Here is a 20,168-nt window from a genome sequence, read left to right on the forward strand (position 1 = left end):
ATATTGCGAAAGCGCGAACATGATCATTCGAACTCGATGATCACATCGTCGACGGCCAGGCTGTCGCCCGGGCCTGCGTTGATCTTGGCGACCACGCCCTTCTTCTCGGCGCGCAGGATGTTTTCCATCTTCATCGCCTCGACAGTGCAGAGCGCCTGCCCCTCCTGCACTTCCTGCCCCACTTCGACATCGATCTTCACGATCAGACCGGGCATCGGGCAGAGCAGCATCTTGGACGTATCTGGCGGCAGCTTTTCGGGCATAAGGTGGGCCAGTTCGGCCTGACGCGGAGTACGCACATGCACCTTGAGGTCCGCGCCGCGATTGCGGATGCGGAAACCGCCCGAAACCTTGCCAACCTTCAGAACCAGCGGGCTGCCGTCCACGTCCAGCACGGCCAGTTGGTCGCCAGGCGTCCAGTCCGATGCAACACGTGAAGTGGTGCCATCTGCGAAAGTCACGGTCGAGCCATCCTTGTCTGCATCGATGGCAACGGCAAATTCCTGACCCTGCAGGGTGACAACCCAATCAGAACCAACTTTGCGTTCATGGTTGTCCATCCTGCCCGACACGCGAGTGCGGCGAATCTCGGCCACCCGGTGCATTGCAGCACAAGAGGCTGCGATCCGGCGCAGTTCGGCCTCGGGCAGTTCTACGCCCTCGAAACCTTCCGGATATTCTTCGGCGATAAAGGCCGTGGTCATGTCGCCGCTGATGAATTTCGGGTGATCCATCACCGCCGACAGGAACGGTAGGTTGTGGCCAATGCCTTCGACCTCAAAACTGTCCAGCGCCACGCGCATGGCCTCGATCGCCTTCTCACGAGTCGGTGCCCATGTGCAGAGCTTTGCGATCATCGGGTCGTAATACATGCTGATCTCGCCGCCCTCATAGACGCCGGTATCGTTGCGCACAGCTGACGGCCCTTCGGGGGCATCACCCTGCCATTTGCCATTCACCAGCATCGGACCAGCCGCAGTTTCCTGTGGCGGGCGATAACGGGTCAGACGACCGATCGAGGGCAGGAAGCCGCGATAGGGGTCTTCGGCATAAAGGCGGTTTTCAATGGCCCAGCCGGTCAGCGTAACGTCATCCTGGTTGATCGACAGTTCCTCGCCGGCGGCCACGCGGATCATCTGCTCCACCAAGTCCACGCCGGTGATCAGTTCGGTCACCGGGTGTTCCACCTGCAGGCGGGTGTTCATTTCGAGGAAGTAGAAATTCTTTTCTCCGTCTACGATGAACTCAACAGTGCCGGCACTGGCGTAGTTCACAGCCTTGGCAAGGGCCACCGCCTGCTCGCCCATCGCCTTGCGGGTCTCAGGGTCAAGGAAAGGCGATGGTGCCTCTTCCACCACTTTCTGGTTGCGGCGCTGGATCGAGCATTCGCGTTCGCCCAAATAGATGCCGTTGCCGTGGCTGTCGCACAGAACCTGAATTTCGATGTGGCGCGGTTGGGTCACGAACTTCTCGATGAAAATACGGTCATCACCGAACGAGTTCGCAGCCTCGTTCTTGGACGACTGGAAACCTTCGCGCGCTTCCTCATCGTTCCAGGCGATCCGCATGCCTTTACCGCCGCCACCGGCGCTGGCCTTGATCATAACCGGATAGCCAATGTCGTTGGAGATCTTGACAGCCTCGTCCGCATCCTCAATCAGGCCCATATAGCCGGGCACCGTCGAAACGCCCGCGTCCTGCGCAATCTTCTTCGATGTGATCTTATCGCCCATGCTTTCGATGGCACCCACCGGAGGGCCGACAAAAGCCACGCCCGCAGCGTCCAGCGCCTCGGCGAATTTCGAGTTCTCGGACAGGAAGCCATAACCGGGATGCACTGCCTGCGCGCCACTTTGGCGGATCGCATCCATGACTTTATCGATCACGATATAAGACTGGTTGGCAGGTGGTGGGCCGATATGCACAGCCTCATCCGCCATCGACACATGCAGCGCGTTCTTGTCCGCGTCCGAGTAAATGGCAACGGTGCCGATTCCCATCTTGCGCGCGGTCTTGATGACCCGGCAGGCGATCTCGCCCCGGTTGGCGATCAGGATCTTGTTGAACATGGAACGTCCTTTGTCTTGGTGTTCTGGAAACGCAAAACGCCGCCGTGGGGCGTGAACCCCACGACGGCGTGATGCGCGATGACGGACGGGGCTTGGACCGCCCCGATCAATTCAGAGTTAGTTGCAGTTGTTCTGCGTCTTGCAATACAGCACGTTGCCCGCGGCACCGACCGCAGCGCCGAACAGCGGGTCCGCACTGAGGACCGCCGCACCGACCGCCCCGGCACCGCCGCCAAGGATGGCCTGTTCGCCCACTGTGTCACCGCAGGCCGCAAGGCCCGCGCAGGTCGCGAGTACAAGGAAAATTCGTGAGGTTCGCATAGATACTGCCCTTTCAGGTTTCTTGACGTCTTTGTCGCCAGATGCCGAAACCCAGCATTGTTATGCAATATCAAAGCCGACAAATCGGCGTTATGCGCAGCTTTTTGCCGTTCTTTTCGTGTCTGTGCAGAAAAGAAAAACGCGGGCAGGACCATGTGGGGAACACAAGCCTGCCCGCGGAAGGAAGGGGTACGGAATAGTAGGTGCTTGTGCGACGCAGGCAAAGTAGAGCCGCACGGCCCGTTCAGCTTGCATTGTACAATCCGGGGCGCAACAGACTCATTGTTTCCAATGGAAAATCCGGCTGAAATCTGCCCATCCGGCGAAATCCCGCGCAGATTTGCGCCTATGCGTGATTTGGGGCGCACAGACGATTTACCCGCCGCCGTTGTCACGTTCCCGTTACAAATTGCACTCGGCTGGATGTAAGCCGCGCCTCGCACTTCACGCTGAATATCCAGGCCGTGAGAAGAATTTCCCCATAGAAGCAGTGATTTACTAATTGGTCTCACTGAGCTGTGAAACGATGAACATTCGTTAACACTTTTGTTTGAGAATTCGCGCTGATTCTCTCTCAATTTGGTGATTTCCCTCACACACACTTGCGTGAAACGGTGTCGATGCACACTCGCACACAAGGAAGTATCCCCATGATATTTAAGGGTAAAACCGCAAGCCTGCTTGCTGCCAGCGCGCTTTCCATGACCGGAATGCAAGCCTTGGCGCAAGATGCACAAACTCAGGCCGAACTGGACGCGCTGCGCGCCCGGGTCGAAGCACTTGAGGCTGGCAAAGCCGGGTCGGGCACCGGCGATCTGCAGATCGGAAACACCACGCTGGACGTTTATGGTTACGTCAAGGCTGACTTCTTCTATGACTTCGATTTCGATCAGGGCGACACCGCGTTCGTGAACGTGGTCGGAGAGCCCTCGGCTGCCACCAGCGGTACCTTTGGTGCCACGGTCCGTCAATCGCGGATCGGACTGCGCACCAACACCCCTTCGGGAATCGGTGACATTCAGGGCCAGATCGAAGTTGATGCGTTTGGCTCGGGCGGCACCGCAGAATTCCGGATCCGTCACGCCAACATCCGGATTGGCGACCAATGGCTGATCGGTCAATATTGGACCAACTTCCAGCCACTGGACACTTATCCGACTTCGGTCGAATTCAATGGCCCTGTTGGTATCGCTTTCGCGCGGGTTCCGCAGGTGCGTTACACCAACACATCGGTGAAAAACACCAGCTTCGCCGTCTCGATCGAAGAGAATGTTGGAGGCTCGAACTCGGATGATCCGGTCTTCACTGCTTCGGCCGAATATAATGACGGCAAGTACATTGCCCGCGGTGCCCTTCTTTACGGTAAAGCCGAAGATGGCGGCACTGAGGTTGACCAGACAGGTCTGACTCTGTCCGCCTCGGCGCGTCTTTGGGAAGGTGGCCTGATCCAGGCCAACTATGTCACCGGTGAAGCCCTTGGCCCCTGGTTGATTGGCCTGGGTGATCCCATCGTTGGTGGTGAAGCCAACGATGTTGACGGTTTCACTGTCGAACTCCGACAGCAGTTGACCCCCAAATGGAATGTGGGTGTCTCGTATGGCTACGAGGACTATGACCTGCCGACTTCGACTGGGACATTGTCGTTCACCGAACTCGAAACTATCCACGTCAACGCCTTCTATCAGGCAACTGACAACCTGACGCTCAGCGCCGAGTACATTTATGGTGAGCGGAACGATACGATTTCTGGCGACGACTTCGATGCCAGCCGCGTTCAGTTTGCCGCGCAGTTGAACTTCTGATCCAAACAGCGCACCCTGCCCGTTCGCGGGCAGGGTCACACCGTCATGACCCGAGTTCAGGTTATGCGCGACGCCCCCATACACGATTAGTTTGCCCCATCGAAAATTTCGGGAAACGACTGACGTGCGATATCCAGATCGATCACCAGCAATGCTTCGTAGCTGGCTGGGTCGAACGGATCTTCCGCCGCCACTACTTCGCGTCCGAACAGCCAGCTGAGGCGTCCGGCGTCCAGATTTCCGCGCTCAAACGGCTGATCGCCGAAATGCGCCCAAAGCGCCTCGATGAAAGCTGCATCAGCGCGTTTGTCGGCGGGTTTGCGATCCCGAAACCGCTCACGTCGGGTCAACGGCGTTACACCCTTGGGGTTGGCACGCCGAATGGTGAACTGAAAGTCTGTGCCGGTAAGCCGGCCGGGGAATCCACGATGTTTCAACATGTCGACACCATCGGGGTTAGAACTTTGAAAAGGCAGGAAAACCCGCCTTGTTGCAGGGATAGAGCGATCATGCGCACCTCCGAAGCCGCAGTATTGGAATGAGCTGCCCTGAGTGTATGATTGTCACTGATCATGCTCAGAGCCCCTCCCAGATACACTTGGATTGCTCCAGCCGGTAGGCCTCAAAGAACTGAGTTGCATCCGGTTCTGAGGTACCGAATTCAACAGGTCGATCCGAGAATGAGATCACCACGCGGGCGGGCTCTAGCCCATGTTTGGCGACATATGGAACGGCCAGCGTCTGACACAGGTGCTCCATGTCGATCACGGCGATATCATAGGTGATGTGCCCTGCCGTTGACCCGATCTTGGGCGCAATGAACCGGAACCGCACCCAGAGCTCGCCGGGATTGTTATCCAACAGAACATTGTTGAGTTCGACCGGCTGGCCCGAAGGCACCGGCAGGGTGTTACCCGCATGTGCCAGGCTGACCAGATGCGCCATCAAGGCTGCAAAGACCAAACCCCGGACCCGCCGATGGCGGGCTCCTCCCTCCGGGGTCAGCCGCACTGACCTGGGGGGCGGTGCGGTCTTATGTCTGGCAAAGTGTGTCATGCAACAACGGCTCAGGATTGCTCAGTTCACTTACAGCGGAATATTGTCGTGCTTCTTCCACGGGTTCTTCAGCTGCTTGCCGCGCAGGCTTGCAAACGCGCGCGACACGCGGCGGCGGGTGGATTGCGGCATGATCACCTCATCGATGAAGCCCCGCTCGGCGGCGACGAAGGGATTAGCGAACCTGTCTTCATAGTCCTGCGTGTGCTGCGCGATCTTCTCCGCATCGCCCAGATCGGCGCGATGGATGATCTCGGTCGCGCCTTTGGCCCCCATCACCGCAATCTCAGCGGTGGGCCAGGCATAGTTGAAATCGCCGCGCAGGTGTTTCGAGGCCATCACGTCATAAGCCCCGCCGTAAGCTTTGCGAGTGATGACGGTGACCTTCGGCACGGTTGCCTCACCATAAGCAAACAGCAGCTTGGCGCCGTGCTTGATCACTCCGCCATATTCCTGGCTGGTCCCCGGCAGGAAGCCCGGTACATCCACGAGGGTCAGGATCGGGATTTCAAAACAATCACAGAAGCGTACAAACCGCGCCGCCTTGCGCGAACTGTCGATGTCCAGACAGCCTGCCAAAACCATCGGCTGGTTTGCTACGATGCCAACGGTCTGCCCTTCCAGCCGGATGAAACCGGTGATGATGTTCTTGGCGTAGTCTTCCTGAATCTCGTAGAAATCACCCTCATCCGCGATCTTGGTGATGAGCTCTTTCATGTCATAGGGCGTATTCGGATTGTCCGGGATCAATGTATCCAGCGAGGTTTCGACCCGGTCAGGCTCATCAAAGAACGGGCGCACAGGAGGCTTTTCCCGGTTGTTGAGCGGCAGGAAATCGACCAAGCGGCGCACTTCGGCCAAGGCTTCGACATCGTTTTCAAACGCGCCGTCCGCAACCGAGGATTTCTTGGTATGGGTCGAGGCCCCGCCCAGCTCTTCGGCGGTGACGACCTCGTTTGTGACCGTCTTCACGACGTCGGGGCCGGTGACGAACATATAAGATGTGTCTTTGACCATGAAGATAAAGTCGGTCATGGCAGGGCTATAAACTGCGCCACCGGCGCAGGGGCCCATGATCACGCTGATCTGCGGCACCACGCCCGAGGCCATGATGTTGCGCTGGAACACCTCGGCGTAACCGGCAAGCGAAGCGACACCTTCCTGAATCCGCGCCCCACCCGAGTCGTTGATCCCGATCACCGGCGCGCCGTTCTGCACCGCCATATCCATGATCTTGCAAATCTTCTGTGCGTGGGTTTCCGACAGCGAGCCACCAAACACGGTGAAATCCTGACTGAACACATAAACCATACGGCCATTGATCGTGCCCCACCCGGTTACGACCCCATCCCCCGCAGGTTTTTGTTTTTCCATCCCGAAATCGGTGCAGCGATGGCTGACGAACATGTCAAACTCTTCAAAGCTGCCCTCATCGACCAGCAATTCGATCCGCTCGCGTGCGGTCAGCTTGCCGCGCGCATGCTGCGCGTCGATCCGTTTCTGCCCACCGCCAAGCCGGGCGTTGGTGCGGCGATCTTCAAGCTCGGAAAGGATGTCTTTCATGACGGTAGTCCCCTGTGAAATTTTGCGGGACCATAACGGGCCTGATCTGAACCCCAAAGACATTTTCGGCAAATTTGCAAATCTATAGCAATATCTCGTGAAGTAAATGCAAATTTGCTAATTAACACATCAAGCCACAACTGCCGATGGTAATTCATACGCGCAGGCACTAAAGGTGAACCATGCAGTTCAGCTCACCCTCAGTCAGCCGTACGCCACCTTCGCTTGCAACGCTCGTCTTGTTGTCAGGCCTGTCCGCGCTGAGCATGAATCTGTACCTGCCCAGCCTGCCCTTTATGGCGACCTATTTCCAGACCGATTACAAGACGATGCAGCTGTCGATCGCACTCTATCTGCTTGTCAATGCTGTTCTGCAAATCCTGATTGGCCCGTTGGCTGACAAGGCCGGGCGCAGGCCGGTTCTGCTTTGGGGGCTCGCGCTGTTTCTGCTGGCCACGCTAGGTTGCATCTACGCACCGACGATCGAAATATTCTTGGCCTTCCGGATGAGCCAGGCCGTGATCGTTGTGGGCATCGTCCTCAGCCGTGCCGCGGTACGGGACATGTATGCTCAGGACAAGGCCGCATCGATGCTCGGCTATGTCACGATGGGGATGGCCGTAGTCCCGATGATCGGCCCTGCGGTTGGCGGCCTGCTTGAGGAAGCGTTCGGGTGGAAAGCCAATTTCTGGCTACCTTTCGGATTGGCCGCCCTCACCCTTTGGCTGACCTTTCAGGATTTCGGAGAAACGGCCGCATCAAGCGGTAAAACATTGGTGCAGCAGTTCCGCGAATACCCCGAGTTGCTAACCTCTCCGCGCTTCTGGGGCTATTCGCTGTCTTCGGCGCTGTCGTCTGGGGCCTTCTTCGCCTATTTGGGCGGGGCGCCATTCATCGGAACCGAAGTCTTCGGTATGACTGCGGCTGAGGTCGGTGTGTATTTCGGCGCCCCGGCACTGGGCTATTTCTTCGGGAATTTCATCAGCGGGCGCTACTCCGTGCGTTTCGGAGTCAACCGCATGGTGCTTTGGGGCTGCTGGCTAAACGCCACCGGCGTCATGATTTCAGCCACCCTGTTCCTGATGGATATGGGCACCGCAATCAGCTTCTTCGGGCTGATGACCTTTGTCGGTTTGGGCAACGGTATGTCGATCCCCAATGCCACCGCAGGGGCCTTGTCCGTACGCCCGCATCTGGCCGCTACCGCCTCGGGCCTCAGCGGGGCGATCATGTTGGGCGGCGGCGCTGGCCTCAGCGCCTGGGCAGGTGCGTTGCTGACGCGCGAAACCGGTGCCATGCCTTTGCTGTGGCTGATGCTGGCAACTTCGATCCTTGCAATCTTCGCGATCAGCAGCGTCATCTGGCGTGAGAAGCAATTGGGCCTATAGACGCTTGCGCGCAAGGGTTTGCAAAGTTAGCTTGCAGTTTCAGGAAAGCTGCAAAGAACCACTATGGCCACCCAGAAACTCTATGCCGGCGCAAAACTGCGCGAAATGCGCACGCGCCTGACTCTGACGCAAAAAGAATTCGCTACAAAACTGGGCGTTTCTCTGCCGTACCTCAACCAGATGGAGAACAACAACCGCCCGATCTCGACGACGGTTGTTCTGGCTCTGGCGCAGGAGTTCGGCATGGACGTCACCGAACTCAGCACCGGTGACAGCGAGCGCCTTGTTTCAGACATGCGCGAAGCGCTGGCCGATCCGGTCTTTGCCGACACCATGCCGCCTTTGGCCGACCTGCGACTGACCGCATCCAATGCCCCTGCTCTGGCGCGGGCGTTTATCGAACTGCATCGCACGTATCGGCAAACGCATGAACGCCTCGCCTCTCTGGACGAGGCATTGGGACGCGAAGACGCCCGCATTCAGGCCAGCCCATGGGAAGAGGTCCGCGACTTCTTCCATTATTGCGACAACTATATCGACGCCGTGGATCGCGCAGCTGAACGGTTTGCCGCCCGCGCAGAGGAGGCCGGAGGTATTCGACAAGCCGCCCTGAACAGCTTGTCCGAACGCGGCATACACGTCACATTTACCGATACCGAAACCTTGCGCAGCTACAGCGCCGAAGACAAAACCCTGCGCCTGTCCTCACGCGCGGCCCCTCAGACGCAGGTGTTCCAGTTGTTGCTGCAGGTGGCTTTGATCAGTCAGGACAAACTGCTTGAGGCGACGCTGGACTTCGCCCGCTTCCAGAGCGAAGAGGCCCGCGCGATTGCCAAGATTGGTCTGGCCAATTATTTCGCCGGTGCCTCGCAGATGCCCTACAGCGCCTTTCTCGCGGCAGCGCAGGATTACCGGCATGATTTGGAGTTGCTGAGCAATCGGTTCGGGGCATCCATCGAACAGGTCGCCCATCGCCTATCCACCTTGCAGCGACCCGGCGCCAAGGGCATTCCGTTCTTCTTTGTCCGCGTCGATCAGGCCGGAACGATCACCAAACGCCACTCGGCCACGCGGCTGCAATTTGCGCGCTTCGGCGGGGCCTGCCCGTTGTGGAATGTCCATCGCGCTTTCGAAACGCCCGGCCATTTCCTGCAGCAGCTGGCAGAAACACCTGATGGCGTCCGGTATATTTCGCTCGCCCGCGATGTCTCGAAATCCGGCGGTTCCTTCGGTGCGCCGGTGCGCCGCTATGCTATTGCTCTGGGTTGTGAAATCCGTCACGCCGAGGCGCTGGTCTATGCCGATAATCTCGACATCAACAACGCCAGCGCGTTCGAGCCCATCGGCATTTCCTGTCGCATCTGCGAACGCCAAACCTGCCACCAGCGCTCGGTCCCACCGTTGGAACGCCGCCTGACAATCGACGCTCATACCCGCGGCACTCTGCCCTACGAGGTCACCTGATTTTCTTGTGTTGGAAGTAACTCAAATAAGACGGGGGCAGAGCCCCCGACTTGCGTTCAGCTTTTCGACAAAATCGCCCAGATTTCGTCCTTGAGCGCCGCGCGCTTCTTACGAAGATCAACCTCGGCCAGCTCTTCCATCGGCTCGACATTGGTTTCAGCACGATGCACGACGCGATTGACCTCGTGATATTCATCCGCAAGGCGCGCGAAATGCGCGTCCGTTTGCTTGAGCTGGCTCATCAATTCGACCTTTTCGGGGAATTCCTCGGCCAGTTCATGCGGGGTGTGGGACATTCTGTGCGCTCCTATATCTGCATTACGTCCCAAGGCTAAAGATACCCGGCAAGTGTTGCTTTGACGCGGATCAAATCCGCGCCAAAGAATACCGGTATTTATCGCTGCGCAATCGTCCATTCCGGATGGATCCACGGCCGGTCATTGGCCTTCGGCAGCGCCTCCTTGCCAAGCAGATGGTCCGAGACCTTTTCCCCCACCATGATCGAGGGCGCATTGAGGTTACCATTGGTGATCTGCGGAAAGATCGAACTATCAGCCACGCGCAGCCCGTCGACCCCAATCACGCGACCCTGCGGATCGACGACTGCGTTTTTGTCATCCGCGCGCCCCATACGGCAGGTGCCGCAGGGGTGATACGCACTTTCGGCATGTTCGGCGATAAAGGCATTCAGTTCGTCATCGGTCTGAACATCAGCGCCGGGCTGGATTTCTTTTCCGGCAAAGGGCTTGAACGCGTCTTGCCCGAATATCTCGCGGGTCAGTCGAATGCAGGTGCGGAAGTCCTCCCAGTCTTCCTCATGGCTCATGTAGTTGAACCGTATCACCGGCGCATCTTCGGCCTTCGCCGAACGCAAAGTCACCGCCCCGCGCGACGGGGATCGCATCGGCCCGACATGCGCCTGAAAACCGTGCCCTTCGGCAGCAGCCTGACCATCATAGCGCACCGCCATGGGCAGGAAGTGATACTGAATATCCGGATATTCGACGCCAGGTTTGGAGCGGACGAAGGCTGCACTTTCGAACTGGTTCGACGCCCCCAGACCTGTTTTGGTAAACAACCACTGCGCCCCGATCACCCCCTTGCTGATCAGATTCCAGTGCTTATAGAGCGTGATCGGCTGCAATGAGGCCTGCTGGATGTAAAGCTCCAGATGGTCCTGCAGGTTGGCACCCACACCGGGCCGATCCGCGACCACCTCGATACCATGTTCAGCCAGATGCGCTGCCGGGCCAATGCCCGATAACATCAGCAACTTGGGCGAGTTGATCGACGAGGCCGCCAGCACCACCTCGCGCCGCGCACGGACGACCTCAGGCTTGCCGCCACGGATCAGCTCAACGCCTGTGGCACGCCCGTTTTCCATCACGATTCGAGACGCCAACCCGCGCACAACCTCGCAATTGTCCCGCTTGAGGGCGGGCCTCAGATAGGCATTGGCCGCCGACCAGCGCCGTCCTTTCCAGACGGTTTGCTCCATCGGGCCGAAGCCTTCCTGTTTTTCGCCGTTATAGTCGCCGGTCACCTCATATCCGGCCTGCTGTCCGGCATCGACGAAAGCCTTGAACAACGGGTTCTGACGAGGGCCGCGCGATACATGCAGCGGCCCGTCGGTTCCGCGCCACGTAGCGTCGCCACCATGGCCACCGTCATGCCATGTCTCCATCCGTTTGTAATAGGGCAGCACGTCAGCGTACGACCAGCCATCCGCGCCCATCTCAGCCCAGGTGTCGAAATCGCGTGCATGGCCGCGCACATAGACCATCCCGTTGATCGATGAAGAGCCGCCGATCACCTTACCGCGCGGACACGCCAGGCGGCGGTTGTTCAGATGCGGCTCGGGTTCGGACCTGTAACCCCAATCATAGCGCGGCATATTCATTGGATAGCTGAGCGCCGCCGGCATCTGAATGAACGGACCCGCATCGGTGCCGCCATGTTCGATCACCAGAACCGAAGCTCCGGCTTCACTCAGCCGATAGGCCATTGCGCATCCGGCGGATCCGGCGCCTACGATGACAAAATCTGCTTCCATTTAAGTCCCCTGGGCCCTTGACCCTGCAGTGGGCGGCACTGGGCACGCCCGGAATTCGTATTACGCGCCCTTGGTGTCAGAAAGGCGCTTCCAGATCGCCCATCCGGACGTAGACCGACTTGAGCTGCGAATAGTGCTCGATCGCCGCCGCTGAATTCTCGCGCCCGACGCCCGACTGTTTTGAGCCGCCGAAGGGCACTTCGACCGGGGCGTCGTTGTAGCTGTTGATAAAGCATGTTCCTGCCTCGAACCCGGCTGCGACGCGATGCGCACGGGTCAGATCACGGGTGAACACACCCGCAGCCAGTCCGAATTCCGTATCGTTGGCACGGGCCAACACCTCATCTTCGTCCGCGAAATCCAGAACCGCCATGACGGGGCCAAAAATCTCTTCGCGGGCGATGGTCATCTCGTCGGTGACATCGGCAAAGACCGTGGGCTGCAGATAGAAGCCGTCGCGATCCACACGCGCGCCTCCGTTGACCAGACGTGCGCCTTCCTCGACGCCCTTTGCGATGTAGCCCTGTACGATCTCCATTTGCCGTTGGCTGACCATTGGGCCGAAACTGGTGTCCGTATCCATCGGGTCACCGATTTTCGCCTGCTGCAGCCGTTCGCTGAGCCGCGTAAGAAACGCCTCTTTGATACCGTTCTGCACAAACACGCGGGTCCCGTTCGAGCAGACCTGACCGGAGGAATAGAAGTTCCCCAGTATAGCGCCCGATACCGCATTTTCCAGATCGGCATCGTCGAACACGATCATCGGGGATTTGCCGCCCAACTCCATCGTGACATGCTTCAACCCGGCGGCCGCAGCCGCATAAACCTTTTTGCCGGTCGGTACTGAGCCGGTCAGCGACACCTTATCGACGCGCGGATCGTTCACCAGAGTTGCACCAACCTCACCCAGACCCTGCACCACATTGTAAAGCCCGGCTGGCAGCCCGGCCTCATGCAGGATTTCCGCCACCTTCAACGCGCAAAGCGGTGTGGTCTCGGACGGTTTGAAAATCATCGCATTGCCGCAGGCCAGCGCAGGTGCGCCCTTCCAGCAGGCGATTTGAGTGGGATAGTTCCACGCGCCAATCCCGACACATACGCCCAGCGGTTCACGCCGTGTGTACGCCCAGTCACCATCGGCAAGCGGGATATGTGAGCCGGTCAGTGTCGCGGCCATGCCGCCGAAATACTCCAGCGCATCGGCACCGCTGGTCGCGTCGGCGACCGAGGTTTCTTGATAGGGTTTACCGGTGTCGAAGGTTTCCAGCACGCTCAGGTCATGATTGCGTTCGCGTATCATGTCGGCGGCCCGACGCAGGATACGGCCACGCTCGGTTCCGCTGGTGGCTGCCCATTGTTTCTGGGCCGCACGGGCGCTTTCGATGGCACGTTCGACAATTGCCGGCGTGGCCGAATGCACGGTCGCGATCACCTCGCCCGTCGCCGGATAGATCACCTCAATCGCTGTGCCAGAAGTGTCTTCAACATATTCACCACCGATGAAGTGGCTGGCCGTGGGTTGGGTTGGATAGGTCATTTATTGGCATTCCGGTCTTCGGGGTCAGGTCATTCGCCACGCGGGAAACGCTGGCTTTCCTCGACAGTGTTCAGGTCCATGTGGTTGCGCATGTAGCGTTCGGACGCTTTCTGCAGCGGCTGGTAATCCCACGGGTAATAGCCACCCTGCCGCAAAGCCTCGTAAGCGACCCAGCGTCGGGCCTGGCTGGCGCGCACATCGGCGTCAAAACGATCCAAGTCCCAGCGGGCTTCGGACTTGGCGCGCAGGGTTTGCAGCGTACCCGCATGCTCGGGGTTACCCGCCAGATTGGTGAGCTCATGCGGATCAGCCTCAAGGTCGAACAGCTGATCAGGGTCCAGCGCGCAACGGTTGTATTTCCACTTGCCATAGCGCAGCGAAACCAGCGGCGCATATGACGCCTCAGCCGCGTATTCCATCGCCACCGGCGCGGTGCGTTCGACACCCTGCGCCAACGGCACGAGGTCCTCACCATCTGTCCAGGGCGCAATCTCGGCCATGTCCACGCCGGCCAATGACCCGAGCGTGGGGGTCACATCAATCGTGGACACTGGCGCATCAATGCGGCCCGCAGGCAGGTCCGGCGCCGAGATCATCAGAGGCACCCGCGCTGAACCTTCGTAGAAGTTCATTTTGAACCACAATCCGCGCTCACCCAGCATGTCGCCGTGATCGGAAACAAAGAGGATAATCGCCTCTTGCCGTGTGGTTTCCAGCACTTCCAGGATCTCTCCGATCTTGTCGTCGAGATAGGAGATATTGGCGAAATATGCGCGCCGGGATTTCCGAACGTCTTCTTCCGTGATGTCAAAGCTGCGCCAGTCATTGGCGTCGAAGATGCGTTTGGAATGCGGGTCCTGATTGTCGTAGCCGATATCCGCAACCTCGGGCAGCAGGTGCTCGCAATCCTCATAGAGATCCCAGTATTTGCGACGTGCCACATAGGGATCATGTGGATGAGTAAAGCTGACGGTCACGCACCACGGACGGTCATCCTTGCCACGCGCCAGATCATAGAGCTTGGCCGTGGCGTTGTAGGCGACCTCGTCATCATACTCCATCTGGTTCGAGATTTCGGCGACACCTGCGCCAGTGACCGAGCCCATGTTGTGATACCACCAGTCAATCCGCTCACCGGGTTTGCGGTAATCCGGCGTCCAGCCAAAATCGGCGGGGTAGATATCGGTGGTCAGACGGTCTTCGAACCCGTGCAGCTGATCGGGGCCAACAAAATGCATCTTGCCTGAGAGACAGGTGTAATAACCCGCGCGGCGAAGGTGATGCGCGTATGTCGGGATATCGCTGCGGAACTCGGCGGCGTTGTCATAAACCCCGGTGCGCGAGGGCAACTGACCGGACATGAAGCTAGCCCGCCCGGGCGCGCACAAAGGCGACGCAGTGTATGCATTGGCAAACCGGGTTGAGCGCTCGGCCAGTTTCTTCAAGTTCGGTGCATGAAGCCAGTCAACGGGACCGTCGGGAAAGAGGGTTCCGTTGAGCTGATCCACCATCAGGATCAGAATGTTCGGTTTTGTCATTTTTCGGCCTCGAGAAAGGTCTCTAGAACACGCAGGGCGTGATTTACCGCAAGCTGCGGTTTTTGCGGTGCATTGAGGGCGGCATGGATATACAGCCCGTCGATCAACGCGATCATATCTTCCGCTGCTTCAATCGGGTCTCGCATCAGTGGGCGCAGCGCATGGATCAGGTTCGACCGGATGCGAGCCTGATAGATTTGCCAAAGACGCAGCGCATCGTCATTGGTTTGTGCAAGCACATAGAACGTCATCCACGCTGCAATCACATCAGGGGTGAAACAGGATGGTGCAAAGCAGGCATGAATAATGGCTTGTGCGCGCTCATCGGGGGCGGCAGTGTCAAGCTGGGTACGCGCTTCGGCGCCGAAATCTGACAGAATTCGGCGCATGGCGGCCAGAAAGATCTGTTCTTTGCCGCCGAAATAGTGATGGGCGAGCGCGCTGGACATGCCAGCCCGTTTGGCGATTTGACTAACCGTAACATCAAGGGATTTCTGCACGCCAAGCTCGGCAATCGTCGCCTTGACGATCGCTTCCCGCCGGATCGGCTCCATTCCGAGTTTCGGCATCTCCGCCCCTCTGCACCATCTGCTGATGAGTGGAGGCTAAGGCGTTTTTATTGACTCGTCAATCAATAACCATTTTTCGGCCTTCCGCCGGGTTCTCTGACCCTTGCGCGGGTGTTGGTGGCGTGGACCCTCTCCGCGCGATCTTGGCTTCGCGCCAGGTGATGAAGCTGACGGCGGTCAGGATCAGCGTGCCTCCGGCGATGACCCAAAAATCGATGCGTTCATGAAAGACCAATGTGCCCAGTAATGTCGCCCAAATCAACTGCAGGAAAGTAACGGGCTGCGTGACCGCAACGGGCGCGGCTTGCAGTGCAAGTGTCATGAAATAGTGCCCGGCGGTTGCGAAACTGGCGATGACGAACAAGATCCCCAAATCGCGCAGGCTGGGCGTCTCCCACACTGCCAAGGCAAAGGGGATCAGGGCAATGGTGACCCAGATCGACAGATGCGCAACCACGACCGAGGGCCGGACATCGCGCACCAGCAGCTTGGCCAGCAGATAAGACCCTCCGAGCGCAAGCGTGGTGCCCAGCATGGCCAGGTGACCCGGCAGCACTTCCCGGAAACCGGGGCGCAGGATGATCACGACGCCGATCAGTGCCACGGCGATAGCGGCAATGCGACGGAAGGCCAGCTTTTCCCCCAGGAACAGTGCCGCACCCAAGGTCACGTAAACCGGCGTGAGGTAGTTCATCGCCGTTACCTCGGCCAGCGGGATGCGGGTCATCGCGAAGAACCACAACATGACCGCAATCGCATGGACCACGCCGCGCACTCCGAACAAGGTTAGATTTCTGCGCGTCAAAGGGGTGCCAAAGATCGCTCGCAAGGCCGGCAGCAGAAAAACCAGCCCCAATACATATCGCAGGAACGCCGCCTGAATCGGGTTCATGCTGGTACCAAGGATTTTCACCAGTGCATTCATGCCAACGAAAGACAACCCGGCGGCAAGCATCCAGAACATGCCAATCAGCGGGCGGTAGGTGTCAGGGCGAGAGGTCATGCAAACGGTTGAACACCGGAATCTCGCCGGGGACAACCCTTCACATGATAACAAGTTTCAGAGCGATCATCATCATGACCACGCCGATCCCCACATCCAGCACCTGCCAGGCACGTGGGCGGGTAAAGACGGGCGTCAGAATGCGCGCGCCATATCCCAGCGTGAAGAAGAACACGAAGCTTGAGGTCATAGCACCCAGCGCAAATCCCAAACGATCATCATATTGGGCCGAGATCGACCCGATCAGCACGACCGTATCCAGGTACACATGCGGGTTCAGCCAGGTGAAGGCCAAGACGGTCAGCAGCGTGACGCGCAGGCTGGAACGTCGCGTCTCGTCCAATTCGATCGCGGCGCCCCCCTTCAGTGCAGACTGGAAACTGCGCAGCGCGTACCAGATCAGAAACGCGGCACCCCCGTACCGCATCACGGTTTCAAACCACGGTACAGCCTGCGCCAGCGAACCAAACCCGGCGACCCCTGCCGCAATCAGAATCGCGTCAGACACCGCGCAGGTCAGGCACAGCACAAAGACATGCTCACGCCGCAGACCCTGCCGCAGGACAAAGGCGTTCTGCGCACCGATGGCGAGTATGAGGCTGAAACCCAGGGCGAACCCGGCGATTGGTGCTGAGAACATGCGACCTCCTAGTATCTGAGCCGTTGACTATCGGTTACCCATCCGCCTATCAAATTAAAGATGTTTAACTAAATTAAGTTTGACTAATGCTGCTCGATCCCCATCACCTGTCCGCCCTCTCGGCGATCCTGCGCCATGGCAGCTTTGATGCAGCCGCGGCAGAGCTGGCGGTCACCCCCTCGGCCATCTCGCAACGGATCAAGGCGCTGGAGGATCGGGTGGGTGCAGCTTTGATCAATCGCGGCACGCCTTGCACCGGAACGCCGACGGGTTTGCGCATTGCCCGGCACGCCGAAGATATCGGGCTGCTGGAGGCGCAGCTTGCGCGCGAAATCACGCTGGATCAACGCGATGGCCCGGCCCGCGTGCGGGTTGCTGTTCCTGCCGATATCCTTGCCACCTGGTTCATTGAGGCGATGGCGCAGGCAGACGATTTGCTGTTCGATCTGGTTATTGATGATCAGGATCATTCAGCTGACTGGTTGCGACGGGGTGAAGTCAGCGCCGCGATTACCGTGGGCGGTCAGCACGTTCCGGGATGCGAGGCACTGTCACTGGGAACGCTGCGCTATTTGCCGACCGCAAGCCCGGCCTTCATGCACAAATGGTTTGCCGATGGTGTTTCGGACAAATCCTTGTCCCGCGCGCCCTGCCTGATTTTCAATCGCAAGGACAATTTGCAAAAAACCTGGCTCGCTGCGCACACCAGCAGCCGGATTTCACCGCCATCGCATTTTCTGCCTTCCTCACAGGGATTTGTCGAAGCTGCCATCGCCGGGCTGGGATGGGGCATGAACCCCGAAGGGCTGGTGCGCGCGGCGATATCGGATGGGCGACTGGTAGAAGTCCTGCCCAACGCCCCGCTGGATATCGCGCTGACATGGCAGATCGGACGGGTTCTGGCCCCCGCCCTGACCCCGCTGACCCAAGCGGTCCGACGCGCGGCGGCTCAGGCACTGATCCCACAGAATTAGACCTGCGGCGCCTCGGCCTTTTGCGGCTGCACGATACGGTAACAGGCAAACGCCGCCCAAAGACTGACCAGCACGATGAAGACAATCGCCGAGGCGACCTCATGCATATGTGCCACGCCCGCCATTGCCGAGGACAGGATCACACCAGCCAGCCGACAGATCGCCTTGATTGCCGCGGCCCCCTGCACACGCTGATCCTTCGGGGCCACATCCAGAAAATAAAGCTTGCGCGCACTGGCAATCCCCGTGGCCGCGATCGAAACGATGAACAGCGCGACCGCATGCAGATGAACCGCATGATCGATATGCAGATAGTGAAACGCCAGAAGCACGATTCCGGTCACCGAAACCATCAGATTTCCGGTCACCATAACCGCGCGGTGCGATTTCATGTTCACCAGTTGCCACAAAGGGGCAGAGACCAGATAGCCGGACGCGGACGAGATGATCATTGCGGTCAGGCCTTTGGCCGACGAATGATGCGCCTCAGCCGCGATCAGAGCGAAGAACGGAACAGACAACGTAACGACCACCAGCGGCAGGCGCATGGTCATATAGCGGCGGAACCATTCCTGTTCGAACATGCGCACGATGCCAAAGATGATATCGCTCAGCGATTGATGCTGTCCTTTGGACGATTGGTCAGATTCGTCATCAGGCGCAGATTCGGCCATCCCCAGAATGCACAGCGCCGAAAACAGAAAGAACACTACTGATGCGATGATCACGGCAGAGTGTCGCAAGAAGGGCGGGTTCTCTTTGGTGATCTCATGCAGCAACAGCGCCAGGCCGATCGCGCCGAGGCCGCCCGCCCCCAGCTGCAAATAATGGATGATCATCCGTGATTTCGATTTCAGATGATCCCCCAACAGATCTGAAAGCATCAGCGACTGACTTTCTTCGATCATCCCGATCAGGAAGAACGCCATAATAAAAGCAATCGCAGTCAGAGAGACGCTGCCCGTGGCCGCAATCAACAGGGCCATGAGAAGGCAACCGCCGATGCCGATCTCGGTCAGGGCAATCCCGCGCTTCTTGCGGGCCTGCGCCGCAATTGGCCGGGCAAAAAATACGTCCGAGATCATGTTGCCAGCCATGCGGATCGACACCAAAGCTCCGGCCAGAAACATGGGCAGTTCAAGCGATACCGCCAGAAACGGCAGAACGACGGACGGGCTGCCCAGCGTCCATGCCACCTGCGACAGGATGCTTTGCCCAGCCAGAACCGGCAGATTTCGCCGTCCCGGATCAGTGGTTTTTGCTGCCATTTGCGCTTGCCTTACGTCGCGCCTTTCGCGGTGTTCTCACTTCTCCGGAATGACTGTATAAGGGCAGGCCTTGTGGGCCAAGGCCCCTCAAAACGCAAAAACCCGGCACATGGCCGGGTTCTGTGTTCGATTGCCGCGACGCATCAAAGCTGCGCCATAACCTCATCGGTTGCTTCGAAATTGGTGGTCACGCGCTGAACGTCATCGTCATCTTCCAGCGCATCCACCAGCTTCATCAGCTTTTGCATGTCTTCCAGACCCAGCTCGGTCGTGGTGGTGGGCTTCCAGACCAGCTTGGTGGATTCGGATTCGCCCAACGCCTCTTCCAGCGCGTTCGACACATCGTTCAGGTCGGTATCGGCACACCAGATGATGTGACCATCTTCCGAGCTTTCGACATCCTCGGCGCCAGCCTCAATCGCAGCTTCGAAAATGGTATCCGCGTCGCCTGCGTCCGCCTGATAGACCACCTCACCCTTGCGGTCGAACATGAACCCGACCGAGCCGGTTTCGCCCAGGTTCCCACCATTCTTCGAGAAGGTCGAACGCACGGTCGAGGCGGTCCGATTGCGGTTATCCGTCATCGTCTCGACGATCACGGCCACGCCATTGGGGCCATAACCCTCATACCGGATTTCTTCGTAATCGTCGCCTTCACCGGCCACCGATTTCTTGATCGCGCGGTCGATCACGTCCTTGGGGACCGAGTTCGACTTGGCCTCTTTCACCGCCAGACGCAGGCGTGGGTTCTTGTCGGGATCGGGATCGCCCATCTTCGCCGCGACGGTGATCTCTTTCGACAGTTTGGAAAACAGTTTGGACCGCGCGGCGTCCTGACGTCCCTTGCGGTGCTGGATGTTGGCCCATTTGGAATGGCCTGCCATGGTGCGTCCTCGTTATTCGTGATTGCGTGTTCGGCGCTC

The 20,168-nt window shown here is 58.8% G+C and carries 18 protein-coding genes; 4 read left to right on the forward strand and 14 right to left on the reverse strand.

The features are described 5' to 3' along the window. Positions 1–23: 23 nt before the first annotated feature. The gene (locus ACR0AZ_RS12230) at positions 24–2,069 is read right to left on the reverse strand and encodes an acetyl-CoA carboxylase biotin carboxylase subunit (RefSeq protein ID WP_480667548.1); all 2,046 of its coding nucleotides are present in this window, start codon (positions 2,067–2,069) and stop codon (positions 24–26) included. 117 nt (positions 2,070–2,186) lie between these two features. Continuing rightward, on the reverse strand, positions 2,187–2,390 hold the full coding sequence (locus ACR0AZ_RS12235) for a hypothetical protein (RefSeq protein WP_480470426.1): 204 nt from the start codon (positions 2,388–2,390) through the stop codon (positions 2,187–2,189). Between the two features lie 650 nt (positions 2,391–3,040). Between ACR0AZ_RS12235 and ACR0AZ_RS12240 the strand changes: the two genes are divergently transcribed. Next, positions 3,041–4,192 (forward strand): DcaP family trimeric outer membrane transporter, encoded by a 1,152-nt coding sequence (locus ACR0AZ_RS12240; RefSeq protein ID WP_480470427.1) that lies wholly within the window; start codon positions 3,041–3,043, stop codon positions 4,190–4,192. Between the two features lie 86 nt (positions 4,193–4,278). Here the strand turns inward: ACR0AZ_RS12240 and ACR0AZ_RS12245 are convergent, their stop codons facing one another. From ACR0AZ_RS12245 to ACR0AZ_RS12255, 3 genes are all read right to left on the reverse strand, one after another. Beyond that, on the reverse strand, positions 4,279–4,632 hold the full coding sequence (locus ACR0AZ_RS12245) for a hypothetical protein (RefSeq protein ID WP_480470428.1): 354 nt from the start codon (positions 4,630–4,632) through the stop codon (positions 4,279–4,281). Positions 4,633–4,768: 136 nt separating this feature from the next. After that, positions 4,769–5,203 (reverse strand): DUF6497 family protein, encoded by a 435-nt coding sequence (locus ACR0AZ_RS12250; protein WP_480470429.1) that lies wholly within the window; start codon positions 5,201–5,203, stop codon positions 4,769–4,771. A 75-nt stretch (positions 5,204–5,278) separates the two neighbouring features. Further along, the gene (locus tag ACR0AZ_RS12255; RefSeq protein WP_480470430.1) at positions 5,279–6,811 is read right to left on the reverse strand and encodes an acyl-CoA carboxylase subunit beta; all 1,533 of its coding nucleotides are present in this window, start codon (positions 6,809–6,811) and stop codon (positions 5,279–5,281) included. A 182-nt stretch (positions 6,812–6,993) separates the two neighbouring features. Between ACR0AZ_RS12255 and ACR0AZ_RS12260 the strand changes: the two genes are divergently transcribed. Next, a complete protein-coding gene (locus ACR0AZ_RS12260; protein ID WP_480470431.1) occupies positions 6,994–8,199 on the forward strand; it encodes a multidrug effflux MFS transporter in 1,206 nt (401 codons plus the stop codon). Positions 8,200–8,262: 63 nt separating this feature from the next. Then, a complete protein-coding gene (locus ACR0AZ_RS12265; RefSeq protein WP_480470432.1) occupies positions 8,263–9,663 on the forward strand; it encodes a helix-turn-helix domain-containing protein in 1,401 nt (466 codons plus the stop codon). Between the two features lie 56 nt (positions 9,664–9,719). Here the strand turns inward: ACR0AZ_RS12265 and ACR0AZ_RS12270 are convergent, their stop codons facing one another. The 7 genes from ACR0AZ_RS12270 to ACR0AZ_RS12300 form a co-directional block, all read right to left on the reverse strand. Continuing rightward, on the reverse strand, positions 9,720–9,959 hold the full coding sequence (locus ACR0AZ_RS12270; protein WP_480658350.1) for an HP1242/YdcH family protein: 240 nt from the start codon (positions 9,957–9,959) through the stop codon (positions 9,720–9,722). A 98-nt stretch (positions 9,960–10,057) separates the two neighbouring features. Further along, complete coding sequence (gene betA, locus ACR0AZ_RS12275; protein ID WP_480667549.1) at positions 10,058–11,716, reverse strand: choline dehydrogenase; 1,659 nt, start codon at positions 11,714–11,716, stop codon at positions 10,058–10,060. Between the two features lie 76 nt (positions 11,717–11,792). After that, entirely contained in the window at positions 11,793–13,253 is a 1,461-nt protein-coding gene (gene betB, locus ACR0AZ_RS12280; protein ID WP_480667550.1) for a betaine-aldehyde dehydrogenase, read from the reverse strand. 29 nt (positions 13,254–13,282) lie between these two features. After that, entirely contained in the window at positions 13,283–14,791 is a 1,509-nt protein-coding gene (gene betC / locus ACR0AZ_RS12285) for a choline-sulfatase (protein ID WP_480667551.1), read from the reverse strand. Beyond that, entirely contained in the window at positions 14,788–15,360 is a 573-nt protein-coding gene (betI, locus tag ACR0AZ_RS12290) for a choline-binding transcriptional repressor BetI (RefSeq protein ID WP_480667552.1), read from the reverse strand. Before betI ends, betC begins: the two co-directional genes overlap by 4 nt. A 58-nt stretch (positions 15,361–15,418) precedes the next feature. Then, positions 15,419–16,363, reverse strand: coding sequence for a DMT family transporter (locus tag ACR0AZ_RS12295; RefSeq protein WP_480658357.1), 945 nt, complete (start codon positions 16,361–16,363; stop codon positions 15,419–15,421). Positions 16,364–16,403: 40 nt separating this feature from the next. After that, positions 16,404–17,003, reverse strand: a complete 600-nt coding sequence (locus ACR0AZ_RS12300; RefSeq protein WP_480658358.1) for a LysE/ArgO family amino acid transporter — start codon at positions 17,001–17,003, stop codon at positions 16,404–16,406. An 86-nt stretch (positions 17,004–17,089) separates the two neighbouring features. Between ACR0AZ_RS12300 and ACR0AZ_RS12305 the strand changes: the two genes are divergently transcribed. Next, complete coding sequence (locus ACR0AZ_RS12305) at positions 17,090–17,977, forward strand: LysR family transcriptional regulator ArgP (protein WP_480658360.1); 888 nt, start codon at positions 17,090–17,092, stop codon at positions 17,975–17,977. Here ACR0AZ_RS12305 and ACR0AZ_RS12310 read toward each other — a convergent pair. Together ACR0AZ_RS12310 and ACR0AZ_RS12315 are read right to left on the reverse strand one after the other, a co-directional pair. Beyond that, entirely contained in the window at positions 17,974–19,245 is a 1,272-nt protein-coding gene (locus ACR0AZ_RS12310) for a permease (RefSeq protein ID WP_480667553.1), read from the reverse strand. The genes ACR0AZ_RS12305 and ACR0AZ_RS12310 overlap by 4 nt on opposite strands. A 143-nt stretch (positions 19,246–19,388) precedes the next feature. Continuing rightward, entirely contained in the window at positions 19,389–20,129 is a 741-nt protein-coding gene (locus ACR0AZ_RS12315) for a YebC/PmpR family DNA-binding transcriptional regulator (RefSeq protein ID WP_170519960.1), read from the reverse strand. Positions 20,130–20,168: the final 39 nt, after the last annotated feature.

Source organism: Ruegeria sp. BE3, assembly GCF_056538865.1.

Bases quoted from the DNA above. Each gene is read 5' to 3' on its own strand.
- ACR0AZ_RS12295 (WP_480658357.1), bottom strand. From the start codon at position 16,363: ATGACCTCTCGCCCTGACACCTACCGCCCGCTGATTGGCATGTTCTGG.
- ACR0AZ_RS12270 (WP_480658350.1), bottom strand. From the start codon at position 9,959: ATGTCCCACACCCCGCATGAACTGGCCGAGGAATTCCCCGAAAAGGTC.
- ACR0AZ_RS12240 (WP_480470427.1), top strand. From the start codon at position 3,041: ATGATATTTAAGGGTAAAACCGCAAGCCTGCTTGCTGCCAGCGCGCTT.
- ACR0AZ_RS12305 (WP_480658360.1), top strand. From the start codon at position 17,090: ATGCTGCTCGATCCCCATCACCTGTCCGCCCTCTCGGCGATCCTGCGC.
- ACR0AZ_RS12255 (WP_480470430.1), bottom strand. From the start codon at position 6,811: ATGAAAGACATCCTTTCCGAGCTTGAAGATCGCCGCACCAACGCCCGG.
- ACR0AZ_RS12260 (WP_480470431.1), top strand. From the start codon at position 6,994: ATGCAGTTCAGCTCACCCTCAGTCAGCCGTACGCCACCTTCGCTTGCA.
- ACR0AZ_RS12300 (WP_480658358.1), bottom strand. From the start codon at position 17,003: ATGTTCTCAGCACCAATCGCCGGGTTCGCCCTGGGTTTCAGCCTCATA.
- ACR0AZ_RS12245 (WP_480470428.1), bottom strand. From the start codon at position 4,632: ATGTTGAAACATCGTGGATTCCCCGGCCGGCTTACCGGCACAGACTTT.
- betC (WP_480667551.1), bottom strand. From the start codon at position 14,791: ATGACAAAACCGAACATTCTGATCCTGATGGTGGATCAGCTCAACGGA.
- betA (WP_480667549.1), bottom strand. From the start codon at position 11,716: ATGGAAGCAGATTTTGTCATCGTAGGCGCCGGATCCGCCGGATGCGCA.
- ACR0AZ_RS12310 (WP_480667553.1), bottom strand. From the start codon at position 19,245: ATGGCAGCAAAAACCACTGATCCGGGACGGCGAAATCTGCCGGTTCTG.
- betI (WP_480667552.1), bottom strand. From the start codon at position 15,360: ATGCCGAAACTCGGAATGGAGCCGATCCGGCGGGAAGCGATCGTCAAG.
- ACR0AZ_RS12315 (WP_170519960.1), bottom strand. From the start codon at position 20,129: ATGGCAGGCCATTCCAAATGGGCCAACATCCAGCACCGCAAGGGACGT.
- betB (WP_480667550.1), bottom strand. From the start codon at position 13,253: ATGACCTATCCAACCCAACCCACGGCCAGCCACTTCATCGGTGGTGAA.
- ACR0AZ_RS12265 (WP_480470432.1), top strand. From the start codon at position 8,263: ATGGCCACCCAGAAACTCTATGCCGGCGCAAAACTGCGCGAAATGCGC.
- ACR0AZ_RS12230 (WP_480667548.1), bottom strand. From the start codon at position 2,069: ATGTTCAACAAGATCCTGATCGCCAACCGGGGCGAGATCGCCTGCCGG.
- ACR0AZ_RS12235 (WP_480470426.1), bottom strand. From the start codon at position 2,390: ATGCGAACCTCACGAATTTTCCTTGTACTCGCGACCTGCGCGGGCCTT.